This is a genomic window from Agrobacterium tumefaciens (assembly GCF_005221325.1).
Lineage (GTDB): Bacteria > Pseudomonadota > Alphaproteobacteria > Rhizobiales > Rhizobiaceae > Agrobacterium.
On sequence record NZ_CP039889.1, the window covers coordinates 1,931,380 to 1,951,705 of the forward strand.

The window sequence follows — 20,326 nt, forward strand, 5'->3', positions numbered from 1 at the left end:
CGGAATGGAGAAATACATGTATCTCGGTCTCGATCTTGGCACGTCAGGCGTCAAAGCCCTGCTGATGGACGGCGATCAGAAAATCATCGGCTCGGCCAACGGCTCGCTGGATGTTTCGCGCCCGCATCACGGCTGGTCCGAACAGGACCCGGCGGACTGGATCGCCGCGACAAAAACCGCCGTTGCCGGCCTGAAGCAGAAGTTTGCGAAAGAGCTTGCCGCCGTGAAGGGCATCGGCCTTTCCGGCCAGATGCACGGAGCGACGCTTGTTGATGCCGATGGCAAGGTGCTGCGCCCCTGCATTCTGTGGAACGACACGCGCTCCCATGCCGAAGCCGCCGCGCTCGATGCCGATCCGCGTTTCCGCAAGATCACAGGCAATATCGTCTTCCCCGGTTTCACCGCACCGAAGCTTGCCTGGGTGGCGAAGAACGAACCTGAAATCTTCGCGAAAGTGGCCAAGGTGCTGCTGCCGAAGGATTATCTCCGCCTTTGGCTGACCGGCGAATATATCTCGGAAATGTCTGATTCCGCCGGCACCTCCTGGCTCGATACCGGCGCGCGCAAATGGTCACCCGAACTGCTTGCCGCCACCGGGCTTGATGAAAAACACATGCCGTTGCTGGTGGAAGGCACCGATGAGGCGGGCGTTCTTCGCGCCGAACTCGCCGGCGAATGGGGCATTTCCGGCCGTGCCGTCGTCGCCGGCGGCGCGGGCGACAATGCGGCGTCGGCCTGCGGCATGGGCACGGTGAAGGAAGGCCATGCCTTCGTGTCGCTCGGCACATCGGGCGTGCTCTTCGCCGCCAATGCGACCTACCTGCCGAAGCCGGAAAGCGCTGTGCACGCCTTCTGCCACGCTCTGCCCAACACTTGGCACCAGATGGGCGTCATCCTTTCCGCCACGGATGCGCTGAACTGGTATTCGCGCCTCACCGGCCAGTCCGCCGCCGATCTGACCGGTGAACTCGGCGAAACGCTGCTTGCGCCCTCCGGCGTCACTTTCGCGCCCTATCTCTCCGGCGAGCGCACCCCGCACAACGACGCTGCCATCCGCGGCTCCTTCATAGGTCTTTCGCATGAAAGCGACCGCAAGGCGCTGACCCAGGCCGTGCTGGAAGGTGTTACCTTTGCGATCAGGGACAATCTCGAAGCGCTGAAATCTGCCGGCACCTCGATTTCGCGCGTCACCGCCATCGGCGGCGGCTCGCGCTCGGCCTATTGGCTGGCTTCGATCGCCACCTCGCTCGGCGTGCCGGTGGATATTCCCGCCGAGGGCGATTTCGGCGCGGCCTTCGGTGCGGCGCGTCTCGGCCTGATTGCCGCGACCGGGGCTGATCCGGTGGCGGTTTGCTCGCAGCCGGAAACGGCGCGGACGATTGAGCCGGTGGCTGATCTGGCTGGGGCTTATGAAGAGGCATACCGGCGGTATCATGCGCTTTATCCGGCTATTCGGGCGCTTTCGCATTGAGACGCGGAGCGTGCGGCTCACCCCCCTCTGCCCTGCCGGGCATCTCCCCCTCAAGGGGGGAGATCAGCAGGACGCTACCTCTCGCTCCGTCTTCAGCCTCGCGTGAGGACAAGACGTAGCCGCTTGTCGATCTCCCCCCTTGAGGGGGAGATGTCCGGCAGGACAGAGGGGGGTGAGCCACACCCTCCAACCTATACAAAACACCACACAACCCACCCCAAGAGGAGGAACCACCCAATGACCACAGGCTTCTTCGGCGATATCGCCAAGATCAAATATGAAGGCCCCGACAGCACCAACCCGCTGGCCTTCCGCCATTACAATCCCGACGAGATCGTCGCCGGCAAGCGCATGGAAGATCACCTGCGTTTTGCGGTCGCCTATTGGCACACCTTCACCTGGCCGGGCGGTGACCCCTTCGGCGGCCAGACCTTTGAGCGCCCGTGGTTTGAAGACACGATGCAGGCTGCCAAGCTGAAGGCCGATGTCGCTTTCGAATTCTTCTCGCTGCTCGGTTCGCCGTTTTATTGCTTCCATGACGCGGATGTGCGCCCGGAAGGCCGGAACTTCGCCGAGAACACCAAGAACCTCAACGAGATCGTTGATTATTTTGCCCAGAAGCAGGCCGATACCGGCGTGAAGCTTCTCTGGGGCACGGCCAACCTCTTCTCCAACCGCCGCTTCATGTCGGGTGCCGCGACCAATCCGGACCCTGACGTCTTCGCCTTCTCCGCCGCGACCGTGAAGACCTGCATGGACGCCACCAAGAAGCTCGGCGGCGCGAATTATGTTCTGTGGGGCGGTCGTGAAGGTTACGAGACCCTGCTCAACACCGATCTGTCGCGCGAACTCGACCAGCTCGGCCGCTTCCTCAATCTGGTGGTGGAGTACAAATACAAGATCGGCTTTGAAGGCACGATCCTGATCGAGCCGAAGCCGCAGGAGCCGACCAAGCACCAGTATGACTATGACGTCGCCACCGTTTATGCCTTCCTGCAGAAGAACGGTCTTGAAAAGGAAGTGAAGGTCAATATCGAGCAGGGCCACGCCATCCTCGCCGGCCATTCCTTCGAGCATGAACTGGCCATGGCCAATGCCTTCGGCATCTTCGGCTCCATCGACATGAACCGCAACGATTACCAGTCCGGCTGGGATACCGACCAGTTCCCCAACAACGTGCCGGAAATGGCGCTCGCCTATTACCATGTTCTCGCCGGTGGCGGTTTCAAGAATGGCGGTACCAATTTCGATTCCAAGCTCCGTCGTCAGTCGCTCGATCCGCAGGATCTGCTGATCGGCCATATCGGTGGCATGGATTGCTGCGCCCGCGGCCTGAAGGCGGCGGCGAAGATGGTCGAGGACGGCGCGCTTTCCAAGCCGCTTTCCGAGCGTTACGCCAAGTGGGATTCCGCCGAAGCGCAGAAGATGCTGCGCGGCGAGCTGAAGCTCGAAGAGATCGCAGCGCTTGTCGAGCGCCAGGATATCAATCCCCAGCCGAAGTCCGGTCGCCAGGAATATCTCGAAAACGTGGTCAATCGTTACGTTTGACGGACCGGTTCGTTCAAAGACAGTGGATGGGGGAACCTCCCCCATTCACAGGCTGGTTCAAGTTGCGAAACCGTTCTTCCGTCATGCTCGGGCCTGTCCCGAGCATCTGCAACCTCTCAATTGATTGAGAGGTGGTTGGATCCTCGGGACAAGCCCGAGGATGACGTTGAATATGCAGGATGCCGCCCATTCGGTCTCCTGCCCTGATGCTGCAGATACCATTCCATAGCGAGATGAAGAAGGTCGCACGCCGGATAAGGCGGCTCGCTCCCTGTCAGGCTTTCACAGGTGAGGATAATTCCGCGCCACCCCTCCTTGCTTTTCAGCAACTTCCCGAAAAATACGTCCCCACTCATCCCCGTCAGCCCATTTGGCCGCATCATTCTTCCCGCAACCGGAACGGAAGGGCGATACGCGCGGCGCCCTTTGCGAACCGGAGGCCGGTATCGACAAGCATGGTTCTGGCAAACCGTGTTTCCGAAAGGCATCCCGCCGGGCCAGAGGCGGGAAGGGCTGATCGGATAGATGCCGTGAAAAGACCGAAGGGCACGGCACTGATGACGAGGCCCGGTGAATGCAACAAACCTCCACCACTTACCCACTCCATCCGCATTCGCCGGGCTGATGCCTTGCGCCGCCGGCTAAACCGCTGCGGCGGCATTTGTGTATGCAAAGCGCTTTGGACTTGTTAACCGCGCATCCTGAAACGTTGTAGATTTTGCCAGCGCGGCTGTACCTCGCAGACGACATGGTCTAAACCGCTGCTGATCTTTTTACGCTCGATGGATAGAAAGGCTCTCAGATGACCGATCCCCAAGCGCTTGCTGCCCGTTTCCCCGGTGATTTCCTGTTCGGCGTTGCGACCGCCTCGTTCCAGATCGAGGGCGCAACCAAGGCCGATGGCCGCAAGCCCTCCATCTGGGATGCCTTCTGCAACATGCCGGGCCATGTCTTCGGGCGACACAATGGCGATATCGCCTGCGATCATTACAATCGCTGGGAGGATGACCTCGATCTCATCAAGGAGATGGGTGTCGAGGCCTATCGTTTCTCCATCGCCTGGCCGCGCATCATTCCCGATGGTTTCGGGCCGATCAACGAAAAGGGTCTGGATTTCTACGACCGCCTCGTTGATGGCTGCAAGGCGCGCGGCATCAAGACCTATGCGACACTCTACCATTGGGATTTGCCGCTGACCCTGATGGGCGACGGCGGCTGGGCCTCGCGCTCCACCGCGCACGCCTTCCAGCGTTATGCGAAAACCGTCATGGCCCGCCTCGGTGACCGGCTGGATGCGGTGGCGACCTTCAACGAACCCTGGTGTGCGGTGTGGTTGAGCCACCTCTACGGCATTCACGCGCCGGGCGAGCGCAACATGGAAGCGGCCCTTGCCGCCATGCACCACATCAATCTCGCCCATGGTTTCGGTGTCGAGGCATCCCGCCATGTCGCGCCGAAAGTGCCGGTGGGACTGGTGCTGAATGCCCATTCCGTCATCCCGGCTTCCGACAGCGAGGCCGATCTCAAGGCCACTGAGCGGGCATTCCAGTTCCACAACGGTGCGTTTTTCGATCCGGTCTTCAAGGGCGAATATCCGGCTGAAATGATGGAAGCGCTCGGTGATCGCATGCCTGTCGTGGAGGCGGAAGACCTCGCCATCATCAGCCAGAAGCTCGACTGGTGGGGTCTGAATTATTACACGCCGATGCGCGTTGCGGACGATGCGACGCCGGATGCGGAGTTTCCCGCCACCGCACTGGCCCCGGCCGTCAGCGATGTGAAAACCGATATCGGCTGGGAGGTTTACGCCCCGGCGCTCCAGTCGCTGGTGGAGACACTCTACAAACGTTACGACCTGCCGGAATGCTACATCACCGAAAACGGCGCCTGCTATAATATGGGCGTCGAAAACGGCGAAGTGGATGACCAGCCGCGTCTCGACTATTACGCCGAACATCTCGGCATCGTCGCCGATCTCATCCGCGACGGTTATCCGATGCGCGGTTATTTCGCCTGGAGCCTGATGGATAATTTCGAATGGGCCGAGGGCTATCGCATGCGCTTCGGTCTGGTGCATGTGGATTATGACACGCAGGTACGTACACTGAAGAACAGCGGGAAGTGGTACAGCGCGCTGGCTTCGGGCTTTCCGAAGGGCAACCATGGGGTGATGAAGGGGTGATACTCTCCACCGTCATCCTCGGGCTTGTCCCACTGCTGTCCGGTTTAAATTTGTAGACATGGCGCACGGTGTTGATTCTACTCGTATTCGAACGTTTGGCGACGATCTCGGACACGAACAGGAAAAACACCGTGCGGCACTACAATAGCGTATTCCACGATCTGTTGAAGCGGGTGGCGTGGAGCAGGTTCGACAGGCTTGTGGATGAGCATGGCGCCGACAAGCATGTGCGCCGGCTGTCAACGAAGAGCCAGTTCATCGCCCTGCTTTACGGCCAGTTGTCCGGAGCCGTCAGTCTGCGCGAGATCGTCGGCGGCCTCGAAAGCCATGCCGCGCGGCTTTATCACGTCGGTGCAAGGCCGGTGTCGCGCTCGACGCTGTGCGATGCCAATGCACGGCGCTCAAGCGAGGTCTTTGCCGGTCTGTTTCGCGAGATGGTCGCCCGCGCGGGCCGCGGGTTGCGCCGGTCGGTGTCGGAGGCCACCTATCTCATCGACGCGACCGGCGTTCGGCTGAGCGGAGCCGGGTGCGACTGGGCACGGTTTTCCCATCAGGCCTGCGGCGCCAAGGTTCACGTCGTCTACGACGCCGATGCCGAGCGACCGATCTATGCGGCGGTCACGCCCGCCAATGTCAACGACATCACAGCCGCCAAGGCCATGCCGATCGCGGCGGGTGCGACCTATGTGTTCGATCTTGGCTATTATGATTTCGGCTGGTGGGCGGCGCTCGACAAGGCCGGCTGCCGCATCGTCACGCGGTTCAAGTCCCATACGAAGCTGACCGTAACAAGCCAGCAAGCTGTCAGCGGCGATGGCATCGTCCTCTTCGATCGCATCGGGCTTCTGCCCGCCCGCATGGCGGCAAGCCGCCGCAATCGGTTTGGCGACCCCGTGCGGGAGATCACAGTCAGGACGCAGACGGGCAAGGTGCTGCGACTGCTGACCAACGATCTCGACGCGCCCGCACAGGAGATCGCCGATCTCTACAAACGGCGCTGGGCGATCGAACTGTTCTTTCGCTGGGTCAAGCAGACGCTGAGGATTCGGCATTTCCTTGGCAACAGCGAGAACGCCGTGCGCATTCAGATCGCCGTGGCGCTCATCGCCTATCTATTGTTGCGCATGGCGCAGGCAGACCAGAAACTCGTCCAAAGCCCACTGGCATTCGCACGCCTGGTGCGCGCCAATCTTATGCATCGCCGAAGAACCGACAGCCTCACAAGGCCGCCACCAGCGAAAACCGCCGATCCAAGACAGATGACACTTCTCGGAATGGAAATTTAAACCGGACAGCAGTGGGCTTGTCCCGAGGATCTGCTGCCTGCTGATTTTATTCAACGTGATTAGATCCTCGGCACAGGGCCGAGGATGACGTTGAGAGGATGCAAGGCGCTCACGCAATAAAGTTCTATCTCCTTATTATCAGTTTTCCAAACTTTTTTATCGGTTACCCGGCGGTGCCTGCTTGCACGCGCCGTCCCGTCTCCTATGTGAGACGGGCTGCGAAGCGTAGCGTCCGTTTCTGCCGGTCAAGGGGCAGGGCGGGCTGGTCCTCCCAGGGAAAACGAAGATGCTTATCGAAAAACTCAACTGGCGTTACGCCACCAAGAAAATGGATCCTTCCAAGCCGGTCTCGGAAGACAAGGTCGAGCGCATTGTCGAGGCGGCGCGGCTTGCCCCCACCTCCAGCGGCCTGCAGCCCTTCGAAGTGATCGTCGTCACCGATCCTGAAGTGCGCGCAAAAATCCGCGAGATCGCCTGGAACCAGGCGCAGGTGACCGATGGTTCGCATCTGCTGGTCTTTGCGGCGTGGGACAATTACACGCAAGAGCGGATCAACCACATGTTCGATCTGGTCAATGAAGAGCGCGGCATCAAGAATGAAGGCTGGGAAGCCTATCGCCAGATGCTGCTGTCCACCTATCCGCAGCGCGACGAGCAGGTGAATTTCGAACATGCTGCCCGTCAGGCCTATATCGGCTTCGGCATGGCCGTGGCCCAGGCCGCCTTCGAGGGTGTGGATTCCACCCCGATGGAAGGTTTTGATCCTGCCAAGCTCGACGAGATTCTCGGCCTGCGTGAGAAGGGCCTGCGCTCCGTCACCATCCTGCCGCTCGGGTATCGTCAGCCGGAAGGCGACTGGCTGGTGAACCTCAAGAAGGTGCGCCGCCCGGCAGATGAATTCGTCAGCCGCGTCTGATTTCAGATTATTCGCAAAAGTGTTACTGCCGCAGGGCCGCTTGCGCGGCTTTGCGGTAGATTTTTTCTCTGTTTTCAGATAATTGAAAAAACATCCCTGTTAAAAGGTGGCGTGTGCGGGCAAGTATGCGCCATCGAATTGCCGATCCCCGGCATTTCTGAGTGAAAGCCTGACGAAATGACCCGGAAAATCAGCTGTCATCGAATGTGCCCGAAGGCTGCATGAAGAGAGCGGTTCAGCACCGCAACAGGATTTTTTGAGACCCGATCCGTCACGCATTCCCAGAGTTCACAATGAGTTTTCCATCCAGTGCGGCCTCGCCCGCGCGCCCAGAACAGGCAGTCCCGCAAGGGGCGGCAAAGGAGCCGATGGTCACGTTTGAAGGCGTGACCAAGACCTTTGGAGGCGCCGACGGCAAGCCCGGCTTCGCAGCCCTTGCCGGTATCGACTACACCGTGCCGAAAGGCTCCATCACCGGTATCATCGGACGCTCAGGCGCGGGCAAATCCACGCTCATCCGCCTCGCCAACGGCCTTGAAAAGCCCTCGGCCGGCCGTGTGGTCGTCGATGGCGTCGATGTCGCGGCGCTTGATGAAAAGAGCCTGCGCACGCTGCGCCGTTCCGTCGGCATGATCTTCCAGCACTTCAATCTCCTGTCCTCGCGCACCGCTTTCGACAATGTGGCCCTGCCGCTCGAAATATCAGGCATGGGCAAGAAGGAGATCGAAACGCGCGTCGCGCCGCTGCTCGATCTCGTCGGCCTTTCGGACAAGGCGAAGCGTTATCCGGCTGAACTTTCAGGCGGTCAGAAGCAACGCGTCGGCATTGCCCGCGCGCTCGCGACGCAGCCGAAGCTGCTCCTCTCCGACGAGGCGACATCAGCGCTCGATCCGGAAACGACGCAATCCATTCTCGAACTGCTGAAGCGGATTAATGCCGAACTCGGCCTGACGGTGCTGCTCATCACCCATGAGATGGAAGTGGTGAAAACCATCGCCTCGCAGGTGGCTGTCATCGACAGGGGCTTGATCGTTGAGGAAGGCACGACCTTCGACATCTTCACCGCGCCGAAACACGAGACGACCCGCAGCCTGCTGTCGTCCTCTGTCGGCGTGAAGCTGCCGCACTGGGTCACCTCGGGGCTGAAGCCGCAGGCGGCGGAAGGCGACCGCGTTCTGGTGCGTCTGGTCTTCTTTGGCGAGACGGCCTTCCAGCCGCTGACGGCCCGTCTCGTTGCTGAAATCGGCCCTGACGTGAACATCCTTGCCGGCACCATCGAGGAAATTTCCGGCGAACCCTTCGGTTCGCTCGTGGTCTCCTATCCCGCCTCGGCTGAGGTCACCGCCCGCGCCAACCGCTTTTATGCGGAAACCGGTCTTCACACGGAGGTGCTTGGTTATGTCGCCTGATATGATCTTCAACCTTCTTTTCAAGGGCCTTTGGCAGACCCTGCACATGGTTGCGGTCGCCGGCATCGTTGGGTCCATCATCGGCGTGCCGATGGGCGTTTTCCTTGCCACCAGCGGCAAGGGCGAATTGTTTCCCGCACCAATGACCAACCGCATCCTCGGCCTCATCGTGAACGCCGCGCGCTCCACACCTTTCATCATCCTCGTCGTGGCGATCATTCCCTTCACCCGGCTGGTTGCCGGCACGTCCATCGGCACCAGTGCGGCCATCGTGCCGCTGACGGTCGCGACCGTGCCCTTCATCGCGCGGCTGGTGGAAGCGGCGATCCGCGAGGTGGACAAGGGCCTGATCGAGGCCGCCCGCGCGATGGGCGCGACACCGTTGCAGATCGTCACCAAGGTGCTGCTCGCTGAAGCCAAGCCCGGCATCACGCTGGCGCTCACCCTCACGCTGGTCAGCCTCATCGGTTATTCGGCCATGGTCGGCGCGGTCGGCGGCGGCGGGCTGGGCGATCTCGGCATCCGCTACGGTTACCAGCGCTTCATGCCTGACGTGATGCTGGCCGTGGTTCTGGTGCTGATCGTGCTGGTGCAGCTGGTGCAGAGCGCCGGCGACCGGCTGGCGCGCAGCTTCGACAAGCGGACCCGCAAGAATTAACTGCATTTATAATAACAACCCAAGGAGACACCCATGAAAAAACTCATTCTCGCGGCTTCGCTCGCCGCTCTCTTCACCGCCGGTCAGGCGCTGGCAGAGACGATCAAGATCGGCGTAACCCCCGCCGAGCATGCGCAGATCATGGAACAGGTGAAGAAGATCGCGGCCGCCAAGGGTCTGGATATCGATATCATCGAATTCTCCGACTATGTCGTGCCGAACCAGGCGCTGAATGATGGCGAGCTGCAGGCCAATTCCTTCCAGCACCAGCCTTACCTCGACAACCAGATCGCCGACCGCAAGTTCGATCTCGTCAGCGTCGGCACCACCATCACCACCCCGATGGGCGTTTATTCGAAAAAGGTGAAGAGCCTTGACGAGCTGAAGGACGGCGCGACGATCGGCATTCCGAACGACCCGACCAATGGCGGCCGTGCGCTGCTGGTGCTCGCCTCCAAGGGCGTTTTGAAGGTCAAGGAAGAAGCCGGCCTTAAGGTAACGCCTGCCGACATCACCGAAAACCCGAAGAACATCCAGATCGTCGAGCTTGACGCCGCCCAGCTGCCGCGCTCGCTTGATGACACCGACGCTTCGGTCATCAACACCAACTATGCGACGGCTGCCGGCCTGAACCCCAAGAAAGACTCCATCGCCATCGAAAGCGAAAAGTCCCCTTATGCGAATGTCATCGCCGTTCGTGCACAGGACAAGGACAAGCCCTGGGTGAAGACTCTGGTCGAATCCTACCAGAGCCCGGAAGTGAAGGCCTTCATTCTGGAAAAGTACAACGGCACGGTCATCCCGTCCTGGTAAGAAACTGCCACATTGTGGAAATGAGGACCTCTCCCGTTCGCGGGGGAGGTTTTTTGTTTAGGGAAAGGCGATAAGCCGCTTTCCATGAAAACCCCCGCCATTTTAGGGAAGGATTTTTCAGTCACTTGCCCGGACTATCGGTTTATACCCGTTGTTTTTTGGGGCGTCGCTCCAAGGCAGTTTAACGCCTTTTGAATGTTTCCTTCGCAAGATGATGCTTTCAAAGGGGATTTTATGCGGATTGCGCCGCGCAACATTGGGGACTATTTGCCGGTCGGGCGCAGAACCGCCGTCGGCGTCGTATTGTCCACCTTCGCGCTGGTGCTTCTCATCGTCACCGCGCTCGTCCTCTCCGCTCTCAGCCAGGTCCGCGAAAAGGCCAATCTGCTCGACAATGCCCGCTCACGCGAGACGACGGCGGGTGCTCTCGTCACCTTCCGCGAACAGCTTGGCGCCACGCTCAACGACTACGCCGCCTGGGACGACGCCGCCGAGTACGTCTATGCTCCTGATCGCTTCGACTGGGTGGCCAGCAATTACGGCGAGATGACGGTCAATAGCGATCTTTTCGATACGGCCGTCATTGTCGATGAGAACGGCAGCGTCCGCATGGCCTATCAGGACGGCAAACCGGCCAAATGGGCCTATGACAGCTATTTTGCCGCTGGCCTGAAGGAGATGATCGAACGAGTGCAGGCCATGCGTCCGGGCATTACCTCGCAGGTGACCGGTTTCGTCAAAACCGAAGACGGCATCGCCGCTGCCGGTGTCGCGCTTGTGCGGCTCAAATCCGGCGCGTTGGCCACGGATAGCGCTGAGCGTCGTTATCTGATCTTCGCCCGTCACCTCAAACAGGCGACGGTGGATAAGCTCGCCCGCAATTACGTCGTCGAGGGACTGGAACTTCAATATGGCGACGGACCTGCCGCCAACCATGTGGATATCGTCAATCCGCTGGGGCAGGTGCTGGCACGGCTCGTCTGGCGTTCGCATCTGCCGGGGGATGTCAGTTTTCATGAGGCGCGGCCGGTGGTCTTCACCGCGCTCGGCATTGCCGGCACGTTTTTCCTGGTGCTTCTCATCATCGGCTCGGCTACGCTCGACCGGCTGAAGGCGGATGAGGCGGCGGCACGGGAAGAGGCGCTGCGCGACCGGTTGAGCGGGCTCGACAACCGCGCCGGGCTGTTTGCCCGCCTGAACCGCATGGTCGGCAAGGCCCGCCACGACAAGACGGATATCAAGCTGCTTTATCTCGATCTCGATGGCTTCAAGGAAATCAATGATTCCTATGGCCATGCCGCCGGCGACCGGCTGATCAAGGGCGTGGCGGCGGCGCTGCGGGTGCTGGTGCCCGAGGGTGCGGTGCTGGCACGTCTCGGCGGCGATGAATTCGCCATCGCCATTCAGGGCAACGATGTCTGGGCGGAAGGCCGCAAGCTGTGTCTGGCGCTTCTCGAACTCTTCACCGAGCCTTTCAGCATTGGCGAGAGGGTGGCGAGCATCGGCTGCAGCATCGGGACGTCCGTTTCCCGCGCCGGCGATATCAATGGCGAGGAGCTGTTGCGCCGTGCCGATATGGCCATGTATCAGGCCAAGGAGAACGGACGCGGGCGCTACGTCTCCTATGAGCTGAAGATGGATGCGCTGCGTGAGGAAAAATTACAGCTGGAAGCGGATCTGCGCGCCGCAATTCTCAACGACGAGATACAGGTGGTTTACCAGCCGGTCGTCAACGCCGCCACGCGCTGCATTACCGGCGTGGAGGCGCTGGCCCGATGGCAGCGGCCGGGTTATGGCTTCGTGCCGCCGGATATTTTCATTGCCGCCGCCGAGACCAGCGGTCTGATCGACCGGCTCGGCCTTCTGGTTCTGCGCAAGGCCTGCGAGACCGCACGGCAATGGCCCTCCATCAAGCTATCGGTGAATATTTCCCCCGTGCAGTTCCGCAATCCAGCCTTTTCCGGCCATGTCGCGGATATTTTAGACGCGACGCAGACGCCGTCTGAAAGGCTGCGGCTGGAGATGACGGAGGGGTATTTCATCCAGCATCCGGAGCGCGCAAGTGCGGCGATCGACAAGCTGAAACAGCTCGGCCTGCATATAGCGCTCGATGATTTCGGCGCCGGTTTTGCGAGCGTCGGTTATCTGCGCCGCTTCGGTTTCGACCGCATGAAGATCGACCGCTCGCTGGTCATGGCGCTCGATCAGGGCGGCCGGTCGCTGGAAATGCTGCAGGCCACCGTGGCGCTGGCGAAATCGCTCGATATTCCGGTGACGGCCGAAGGCATCGAAACCGAAGAGCAGGCGGCCATCCTGCATCTGTGCGGCTGCGATGAATTGCAGGGTTACCTGTTCTCCAGGCCGGTTGCTGCCGAAGATATCACTGCCATGCTGGATGGGCAGGATGCACCGCTCTTTGCGCTGCGGGCAGGGGCTTGAGTGATGTGAACCCCTTCGCCCCGGACTAGTTCGGGGTCCAGTGCGATCAAGTCCTCGATTGCGAAGACTCTTCTCACGGCGCGGACGCGCCGTGGCTGGATACCGGATCTAGTCCGGCATGACGGAGGATAGAATGGCGAGAGCCTCGGCTCAGCGCCCCAGATGCCGCTCACCGCGCGTCTTTGCCAGCTCGATCTGCTGCTGCCGGTCGCGGAAACGCTGGCGGTCGTCTTCGCTGCGCTCGTCGTAACAGCTCGGGCAGGACACGCCTTCCTCGAACTTGGGCGACAGGCGCACTTCCGGCGTAATCGGGTTGCGGCAGGCGTGGCAGAGCTGGTGGTCGCCTTCGGCAAGGCCGTGCACCACGGACACGCGCTCATCGAAGACGAAGCAGGCGCCTTCCCAGAGGCTCTCTTCTTCCGGCACCTCTTCCAGATATTTCAGGATACCGCCCTTGAGGTGATAGACCTCATCGAAACCCTGTTCCTTCATGAAGGCCGTGGCCTTTTCGCAGCGTATGCCGCCGGTGCAATACATGGCGATCTTCGGCTTGTTGTGCAGGCCGGGATTGTTCTTCACCCAGTCGGGAAATTCGCGGAAGGTTTTCGTCTGCGGATCGACCGCGCCCTTGAAGATGCCGATGGCGGTCTCGTAGTCATTACGGGTATCGATGACGATGGTATCAGGATCGGAAATCAGCGCGTTCCAGTCCCGCGGATCGACATAGGTGCCGACGATGCGGTTCGGATCGATATCCGGCACGCCCATGGTGACGATCTCTTTCTTGAGCTTCACCTTCAGCCGCACGAAAGGCATGTGCGAGGCACGGCTTTCCTTGTGCTCCAGTGCCGCAAATTCCGGCTGGGCGCGCAGGAAGGAGAGGACGGCATGAATACCCGCATCCGGCCCTGCAATCGTGCCGTTGATGCCTTCGGCGGCGAGCAGCAGCGTGCCCTTCACGCCGTTTTTCTGGCAGAGCTCGAACAGCTGCTCGCGCAGGCTCTCGAACCGCGGCAGGCGGGCAAAATGATAAAGCGCGGCCACAAGGAAATCACCAGAGACTTCCGGGCGAGGGAGAATGGTCGTGTCGGTCATGGGCGCTGAAATACAGCGACGGCGGCCGCAAAGCAATATTTATCAGCGGATCGCGCTATTTTGAAAATCGTCAAATATTCGACGAAGGGGGGCAAAAGGGGGGCGGTTCGTACGTCCAATCCGCCATCGAGGAGGAGGCGAGGCCTCCCTTCCGCCATCCTCGGGCCTTTCCCAAAAATCCGATCACGGCGTGTAAAATTGAAACCTTGCCGATCCTCGGGACAAGCCCGAGGGTGAGGCAGGACAAGTTTTCGAATTTTGTTATCGCACTTGCACCGGGTTGCCCCACTCTTTTCTAAACGCCGGTAAATATCCAGCCTCAAAAAATAAAAATAATAAAATAAAACAATTGTTTGAATGGTTTCTGTGTCTTTTGGTCCAGTGAAAATCTGCCTCGGTGGTCGCGTTTGGAAAGGGGTAATTAACCTTTATTTTCTATTTCAGGGAGATCGAAATATGTACGTTTATGATGAGTGTGCACGCTGCCATGAGCTTCTCCCGATCCAGATTCCAGAATTCGTCCAATAGCGCAGGGGAGGGGAGCGAGAAGGCTCGTCATGTCGGTGGCCAGACAGCTGCCGGGCAGCAGACGGCCACGATGAAGGCAGGAGCCGCGCCCCGGCCGAATGCCGATGTCAGCGCCGCCGACGCCATTGAAGGCCGCGCCGAAATGCCCGGCTGGCAGAATGCTTTTGTGCTCGGCCCCAATGTGCGCTTCACCCGCACGCCGGAAAGCGCCTTTAGCCGCCGCATGCCGGTCGAGACGCCGAATCTTCCGGAAGAGCCTACTATTTCCGAAGAGGAAGTCGTCGCTGTCGCCGTGCCGGAAACGGTAGAGCCGGAGGCGATGGCGCAGGAAGAAACCGTCGTCACATCACAGCCGGTCGTAAAAACGGCAGAGCAGCGCGTGCCGCCGCAACGCATGCCGTTTCTGCCGCAGCCGCCTGATGCGCGCGGTGCAAGGGCGCTGACCTATAAATTGCGTCTGGAGCTTGCCCGCAAACAGGCGGAAGAAGCCGCTGCCGCCTCGCTGGCGCCGGCCCAGACGCCCGTGCCCAACGTGGAAGCGCCGGTACAGCGGGTATTTTCCCCCGTTCAGCCGCTGCCCGCCGTCCAGCCCACCGCTGACGCGCAGGCAACCGTGCCGGCTGCGTCCGTCCCAGCCTTTGCGGCTTACCTGCCGGATGAGCTATTCTGGGAAGTCATGACGCTCGATCTGCCGGGTGGGGCAGTTGAGACCATTCCCGCCAATCTGCGCGCCAGTTTCGCCGATGCGGCTCTTACAAGTCCCGCCCTGGCAAATCCCGCCCTGGCAAACCCCGTTCTGACGAACCCGGCGCTGACGGCGTCCGTCTCTGCCGTTTCTATGCCCGCTGCCGCTGCCGTCGTGCTTTCGTCCGAACCTCCGGTCGTTACCGTGCCGGGCGGTTCCGCAATCCGCCTTTACCGGGAAATCGGCGTGCGTCATGCCGCCGTTCCGGCTGCCGAACCAGAGATCACGCCACAGCCGGTGGCGGAGGCCGCCGTGTTTGTCGAGCCACAGCGGCCCGTCGAGCAAGTCCAGGCGCTTGAAAGCCAGCCGATTGAAAGCCAGCCGGCAGAAAGAATAGTGGCGGAGCCGCGTTTCGCCGCTCGCGCCCCCATCCAGGCCTCGCAGCCGATGTTCCGCGAAGCGCCGGTCTTTGCCGAGGGAGAATATGAATATCCCTCCATCGATCTTCTGCAGCAGGCCCGCGTCCAGCAGACCACGACCATGACGCCCGAAGCGCTGGAGCAGAGCGCCGGGCTTCTCGAAAGCGTGCTTGAGGATTTCGGCATCAAGGGCGAGATCATCGATGTCCGTCCCGGCCCGGTCGTGACGCTTTACGAATTCGAACCGGCCCCCGGCGTGAAGTCTTCGCGTGTCATCGGTCTGTCCGATGATATCGCCCGCTCCATGTCGGCGCTTTCGGCGCGTGTCGCCGTTGTGCCCGGTCGCAATGTCATCGGCATCGAACTGCCGAACCCCGTGCGCGAGACGGTCTATCTGCGTGAACTGATTGAAGCGACGGACTACGCCGAAACCCGCCAGAAGCTCGCGCTCTGCCTCGGCAAGACCATCGGCGGCGAACCCGTCATCGCCGAACTCGCGAAGATGCCGCATCTGCTCGTCGCCGGCACCACCGGTTCGGGCAAGTCGGTCGCCATCAACACCATGATCCTGTCGCTGCTCTACCGTCTGAAGCCTGAAGAATGCCGCCTGATCATGGTCGATCCGAAGATGCTCGAGCTTTCCGTTTATGACGGCATCCCGCATCTCCTGACGCCCGTTGTCACCGATCCGAAAAAGGCGGTCATGGCACTGAAATGGGCCGTGCGCGAAATGGAAGACCGCTATCGCAAGATGTCGCGTCTCGGCGTGCGCAATATCGATGGTTACAATGCAAGGGCGGCTGCCGCCCGCGCCAAGGGCGAGACCGTATTCTGCAACGTACAGACCGGTTTTGACCGCGCCACCGGCGAAGCGGTTTACGAGCAGGAGGAAATGGACCTCACGGCCATGCCTTACATCGTCGTCATCGTCGATGAAATGGCCGACCTGATGATGGTCGCCGGCAAGGAAATCGAAGGCGCGATCCAGCGTCTGGCACAGATGGCGCGTGCTGCCGGCATCCACCTCATCATGGCCACCCAGCGCCCGTCGGTCGATGTCATCACCGGCACGATCAAGGCGAACTTCCCGACCCGCATCTCCTTCCAGGTGACCTCGAAGATCGACAGCCGCACCATCCTTGGCGAACAGGGCGCGGAGCATCTGCTCGGCCAGGGCGACATGCTGCACATGATGGGCGGCGGCCGCATCGCCCGTGTCCACGGCCCCTTCGTTTCCGATGAGGAAGTGGAAAAGGTCGTGGCGCATCTGAAGACCCAAGGTCGCCCGGAATATCTCGGCACCGTGACGGAAGATGCTGATGAGGCCGATGAAGAGGTGGAAGAGGAAGCCGCTGTTTTCGACAAGACCGCCATGGGCGAGGAAGACAGCGACGATCTCTATGAGAAAGCCGTCAAGGTGGTGATGCGCGACAAGAAGTGCTCGACCTCCTATATCCAGCGCCGCCTGTCCGTCGGCTATAACCGTGCCGCTTCGCTGGTCGAGCGCATGGAGCAGGAAGGCATTGTCGGGCCTGCCAACCATGTCGGCAAGCGCGCCATCATCGCCGGTGAGCGCTCTTCCTATGATGCCATGGGGGCCGAAGACTGATTGAGCCCTGGGGCGCGCGATATTCGATTGCAAAAACGCGCCCCGTGAATAGCCTGTGCGGCATAGATTCTGGAATTGGGTAGGGTTCCCTCATGGTGCACGGTAACGAAACGGCCTCTGTTCTGGCGAGGCTGGACGAGTTGGAGCGGTTTTGCCGCACGGTTTTTCTGGCCGTCGGCACGGATGAGGAAACGGCCGACGCGGCGACCCGCGCCATGATGCATGGCACAAGGCTTGGCGTGGATAGCCACGGCGTGCGCCTGCTCGCCCATTATGTCACTGCTCTTGAAGGCGGGCGTCTCAATCGGCGGCCGCAGATCAGCCGCGTTTCCGGCTTCGGGGCGGTGGAAACGATCGATGCCGACCATGCCCATGGCGCCCGCGCCACCTATGCGGCCATGGAGAATGCCATGGTGCTTGCGGAGAAATTCGGCATTGGCGCGGTGGCCATCCGCAACTCCTCGCATTTCGGCCCGGCCGGTGCTTACGCGCTGGAAGCGGCCCGGCAGGGTTATATCGGCCTTGCCTTCTGCAATTCGGACAGTTTCGTGCGCCTGCATGATGGCGCCATGCGGTTCCACGGCACCAACCCGATTGCCGTCGGCGTGCCGGCGGCGGATGACATGCCCTGGCTGCTGGATATGGCCACCAGCGCCGTGCCGTATAACCGCGTTCTGCTTTACCGGAGCCTTGGCCAGCAACTGCCGCAAGGTGTCGCCTCGGATGGCGACGGCGTCGATACGCGCGATCCCAATGCGGCCGAGATGCTTGCCCCCGTCGGCGGTGAATTCGGTTTCAAGGGGGCGGCGCTGGCGGGCGTGGTCGAGATTTTCAGCGCCGTTCTCTCCGGCATGAAACTCAGCTTCGATCTCGCCCCCATGGGCGGTCCGGATTTTTCAACGCCGCGCGGGCTCGGAGCCTTCGTTCTGGCGCTGAAGCCGGAGGCCTTCCTGGAGCGCGACGTGTTCGACGAGGGCATGAAGCGTTATCTCGAAGTGCTGCGCGGATCACCCGCCCGCGAAGATTGCAAGGTCATGGCGCCGGGCGACCGGGAATGGGCGGTTGCGGCAAAACGCGAGAGGGAAGGCGCGCCGGTCGATCCCGTCACACGGGCGGCCTTTTCGGAGCTTGCGGAAAAGTTCTCGGTCAGCCTGCCCGCCTATCATTAAAGCGGCCTGTGCATGACGGCAGCCTGCCGCTGCCGTCGCAGGATCATGCGGGGCGCAGCAGCATGTTGGGGCGCGGGTAGGGCGTTGCCGCCGCGCCCAGTCTTTCGGCGACGACCGGACGACCAATATAATAGCCCTGCGCGTAGTCGATCTCCATCTGGCGCACGAGCCTCAGCTGGTCTTCCGTTTCCACGCCTTCGATGAGGATCTTGTGGCCGCGATTGCGGATGAGACGGATCATGTCCTGCAGCATCGCCCGGCCGCGCGGCGTGTTGCTGTCCTGCAGGAAGGAGCGGTCGATCTTGACGGTGTCGAAATCCGTCATGCGCAGCCAGGAAAGACCGGCGAAACCGGTTCCGAAATCATCCAGCCAGATATTGATGCCGAGCGTCTTCAGGTCGCTCAGGCAGCGCAATACGTCGGAATGCATTTCCATGTCGACGCCTTCCGTGATCTCGAAGGCGAGCCTGTTGCCGGCAATGCCGGCTTCCACGAGAATGGCCGCCACCGAGGTGGCGAAACCCGGATTTTTCAATTGCATCGGCGAGACATTGACGCTGACGACATCCACCCTGTCATCGGCGAGAAGCTGCTTGCAGACGGTCTTGATGGTCCACAGGCCCAGTTCCATGATCGTGCCGGTGCGTTCGGCAATCGGAATGAAAATACCGGGCGAGACCGAATTGCCATCCAGCAGGCGAAGCCGCATCAGCGCCTCGACCCCCGCTGTCTCGTTGGTGGAGATGTTGAGGATCGGCTGATAGACGAGGGAAACGAGATTTTCCGCGATGGCGATCTTCAGCAGGGCGGCAATGTTCTCGGTCTCATCGCTGGTCTGCGGATCTTCGGGATCGAACAGCTTCATGCAGTTGCGGCCGTTGCCCTTGGCGATATAGAGCGCACGGTCGGCTTCGTTGATGATTTTCTCCAGCTTGCCGTCCGGATTGGGGCGGGTGAAGGAGGCGCCGATGCTGACGGTGACGACGAAGGTGCCGTCGCGGCGCTGGTCATGCGCAAGCGAAAGCTCTTCGACGGTGTGGCGGATGGTCTCGGCAAGCTCGCCCACCTGCTGCTTGGATTTGAAGGGCGCCAGCACGATGAACTCTTCGCCGCCATAACGGCCGATGGAGGCGCCGTGATCGATGATGGCATCCTGCAGCGCGTTGCCCACCGTCATCAGGCATTTGTCGCCATCCTGGTGGCCGTAGCGGTCGTTGTATTTCTTGAAGAAGTCGACGTCGATCAGAAGGACGGCAAAGCCCTCTTCCTTCTTGCTCCAATTGTCCCACAGCAGGCGCAGATGATGGTCGATGGCGCGGCGGTTCTGCAGGCCGGTCAGGGAATCGGTGTTGGAAAGTCGCAACAGCGCCTGCCCACGCTCATCGGCCGCCTTCTGCTGCGCCTTTGCCTCCAGCGCGTTGAGGAAGACATGGTAACGCTCGCGGTTGAGGTTCCAGTTCACATAGGAGGTGAAGACGAAGCACGAAATGTAGAAGGTGCCGAACGCGAATTTGTAGAAAATATCCTCGGGAAACTGCGTCGCCGCCAGAAAATAGGTGACCAGAATGATGCCTGATGACACCAGCGACAGATGGAAGCGGAAGCTGAAGAACAGATTGGCGCCCATCATGAAGATCGCCCCGAAAACCATGTAATAGGACATGTTTTCGAGATTGTCGGTCAAAAGCGAAGGCAGCAGCCAGCCGATATAGCCCATGACCAGCGCGGTGGCGCAGGTAAGGTCGAGGGCTGCCGTGCTGGCGCCCTTGCGCAGCTGGATCTCCAGGGTCAGCAAGGATGACAGGACGACGATGAAGCGCGCGAGAATGGTATAAAACGCGACGTCGGGTATCAGAATGATGTCGGTTGCGGCAAACAGCATATAGATGAAAACGGCAGTCCACAGGCCCCGCCGGATTGAACCGCGGCGGCTACGCTCGCCTTCCTGCTGGTAAAGGGCAAGAAGTTCATCAGAAAACCGGGAGTCCGGCCGCCGATAGTCTTGCTGTCCACTCACCTCTCCCAATGTGTGCTTCATGCACTTTCCCATAGTGTTGCGTATACTTATTCAAGTAACTGCTTATTCCACTTTTCCGTGC

Annotated in this window: 13 protein-coding genes; 11 read left to right on the plus strand and 2 right to left on the minus strand. The window is 60.7% G+C overall.

What is annotated here, in order from left to right; genetic code table 11:
- The first annotated feature begins 16 nt into the window (after positions 1 to 16).
- The 9 genes from xylB (at position 17) to CFBP5499_RS23895 (ending at position 12,722) form a co-directional block, all read left to right on the plus strand.
- Positions 17 to 1,471 (plus strand): xylulokinase, encoded by a 1,455-nt coding sequence (xylB, locus tag CFBP5499_RS23840; protein WP_080827825.1) that lies wholly within the window; start codon positions 17 to 19, stop codon positions 1,469 to 1,471.
- A gap of 237 nt (positions 1,472 to 1,708) precedes the next feature.
- A complete protein-coding gene (gene xylA, locus CFBP5499_RS23850; RefSeq protein ID WP_080827824.1) occupies positions 1,709 to 3,019 on the plus strand; it encodes a xylose isomerase in 1,311 nt (436 codons plus the stop codon).
- An 802-nt stretch (positions 3,020 to 3,821) separates the two neighbouring features.
- Positions 3,822 to 5,201, plus strand: coding sequence for a GH1 family beta-glucosidase (locus CFBP5499_RS23865; protein WP_080827823.1), 1,380 nt, complete (start codon positions 3,822 to 3,824; stop codon positions 5,199 to 5,201).
- A gap of 131 nt (positions 5,202 to 5,332) precedes the next feature.
- Positions 5,333 to 6,487 carry an IS4 family transposase gene (locus CFBP5499_RS23870; RefSeq protein ID WP_080824456.1) on the plus strand — a complete coding sequence of 385 codons (1,155 nt, stop codon included), beginning with the start codon at positions 5,333 to 5,335 and terminating at the stop codon, positions 6,485 to 6,487.
- A gap of 286 nt (positions 6,488 to 6,773) precedes the next feature.
- Entirely contained in the window at positions 6,774 to 7,403 is a 630-nt protein-coding gene (locus CFBP5499_RS23875; RefSeq protein ID WP_080827822.1) for an NAD(P)H-dependent oxidoreductase, read from the plus strand.
- Positions 7,404 to 7,696: 293 nt separating this feature from the next.
- Positions 7,697 to 8,812, plus strand: a complete 1,116-nt coding sequence (locus CFBP5499_RS23880; RefSeq protein WP_175416872.1) for a methionine ABC transporter ATP-binding protein — start codon at positions 7,697 to 7,699, stop codon at positions 8,810 to 8,812.
- Positions 8,802 to 9,470, plus strand: coding sequence for a methionine ABC transporter permease (locus tag CFBP5499_RS23885; RefSeq protein ID WP_010973896.1), 669 nt, complete (start codon positions 8,802 to 8,804; stop codon positions 9,468 to 9,470). The genes CFBP5499_RS23880 and CFBP5499_RS23885 overlap by 11 nt, the downstream gene beginning before the upstream one ends.
- Before the next feature lie 33 nt (positions 9,471 to 9,503).
- Positions 9,504 to 10,283, plus strand: a complete 780-nt coding sequence (locus CFBP5499_RS23890; protein ID WP_080827820.1) for a MetQ/NlpA family ABC transporter substrate-binding protein — start codon at positions 9,504 to 9,506, stop codon at positions 10,281 to 10,283.
- 195 nt (positions 10,284 to 10,478) lie between these two features.
- On the plus strand, positions 10,479 to 12,722 hold the full coding sequence (locus CFBP5499_RS23895; RefSeq protein ID WP_175416873.1) for a bifunctional diguanylate cyclase/phosphodiesterase: 2,244 nt from the start codon (positions 10,479 to 10,481) through the stop codon (positions 12,720 to 12,722).
- 150 nt (positions 12,723 to 12,872) lie between these two features.
- On the opposite strand, the gene CFBP5499_RS23900 is transcribed toward CFBP5499_RS23895, so the two are convergent.
- Entirely contained in the window at positions 12,873 to 13,817 is a 945-nt protein-coding gene (locus CFBP5499_RS23900; RefSeq protein ID WP_080827819.1) for a rhodanese-related sulfurtransferase, read from the minus strand.
- Positions 13,818 to 14,283: 466 nt separating this feature from the next.
- On the opposite strand from CFBP5499_RS23900, the gene CFBP5499_RS23905 reads away from it, so the two are divergent.
- Positions 14,284 to 17,058 (plus strand): DNA translocase FtsK, encoded by a 2,775-nt coding sequence (locus CFBP5499_RS23905; protein WP_080827818.1) that lies wholly within the window; start codon positions 14,284 to 14,286, stop codon positions 17,056 to 17,058.
- A gap of 92 nt (positions 17,059 to 17,150) precedes the next feature.
- Complete coding sequence (locus CFBP5499_RS23910) at positions 17,151 to 18,227, plus strand: Ldh family oxidoreductase (RefSeq protein WP_175416874.1); 1,077 nt, start codon at positions 17,151 to 17,153, stop codon at positions 18,225 to 18,227.
- Positions 18,228 to 18,270: 43 nt separating this feature from the next.
- Here the strand turns inward: CFBP5499_RS23910 and CFBP5499_RS23915 are convergent, their stop codons facing one another.
- Entirely contained in the window at positions 18,271 to 20,265 is a 1,995-nt protein-coding gene (locus CFBP5499_RS23915) for a putative bifunctional diguanylate cyclase/phosphodiesterase (protein WP_080827817.1), read from the minus strand.
- Positions 20,266 to 20,326: the final 61 nt, after the last annotated feature.

What these genes read in the sequence shown, in the direction of transcription:
- xylB (WP_080827825.1), top strand. Translation starts at nt 17, where the DNA reads ATGTATCTCGGTCTCGATCTTGGCACGTCAGGCGTCAAAGCCCTGCTG.
- xylA (WP_080827824.1), top strand. Translation starts at nt 1,709, where the DNA reads ATGACCACAGGCTTCTTCGGCGATATCGCCAAGATCAAATATGAAGGC.
- CFBP5499_RS23865 (WP_080827823.1), top strand. Translation starts at nt 3,822, where the DNA reads ATGACCGATCCCCAAGCGCTTGCTGCCCGTTTCCCCGGTGATTTCCTG.
- CFBP5499_RS23875 (WP_080827822.1), top strand. Translation starts at nt 6,774, where the DNA reads ATGCTTATCGAAAAACTCAACTGGCGTTACGCCACCAAGAAAATGGAT.
- CFBP5499_RS23880 (WP_175416872.1), top strand. Translation starts at nt 7,697, where the DNA reads ATGAGTTTTCCATCCAGTGCGGCCTCGCCCGCGCGCCCAGAACAGGCA.
- CFBP5499_RS23885 (WP_010973896.1), top strand. Translation starts at nt 8,802, where the DNA reads ATGTCGCCTGATATGATCTTCAACCTTCTTTTCAAGGGCCTTTGGCAG.
- CFBP5499_RS23890 (WP_080827820.1), top strand. Translation starts at nt 9,504, where the DNA reads ATGAAAAAACTCATTCTCGCGGCTTCGCTCGCCGCTCTCTTCACCGCC.
- CFBP5499_RS23895 (WP_175416873.1), top strand. Translation starts at nt 10,479, where the DNA reads ATGTTTCCTTCGCAAGATGATGCTTTCAAAGGGGATTTTATGCGGATT.
- CFBP5499_RS23900 (WP_080827819.1), bottom strand. Translation starts at nt 13,817, where the DNA reads ATGACCGACACGACCATTCTCCCTCGCCCGGAAGTCTCTGGTGATTTC.
- CFBP5499_RS23905 (WP_080827818.1), top strand. Translation starts at nt 14,284, where the DNA reads ATGATGAGTGTGCACGCTGCCATGAGCTTCTCCCGATCCAGATTCCAG.
- CFBP5499_RS23910 (WP_175416874.1), top strand. Translation starts at nt 17,151, where the DNA reads ATGGTGCACGGTAACGAAACGGCCTCTGTTCTGGCGAGGCTGGACGAG.
- CFBP5499_RS23915 (WP_080827817.1), bottom strand. Translation starts at nt 20,265, where the DNA reads ATGAAGCACACATTGGGAGAGGTGAGTGGACAGCAAGACTATCGGCGG.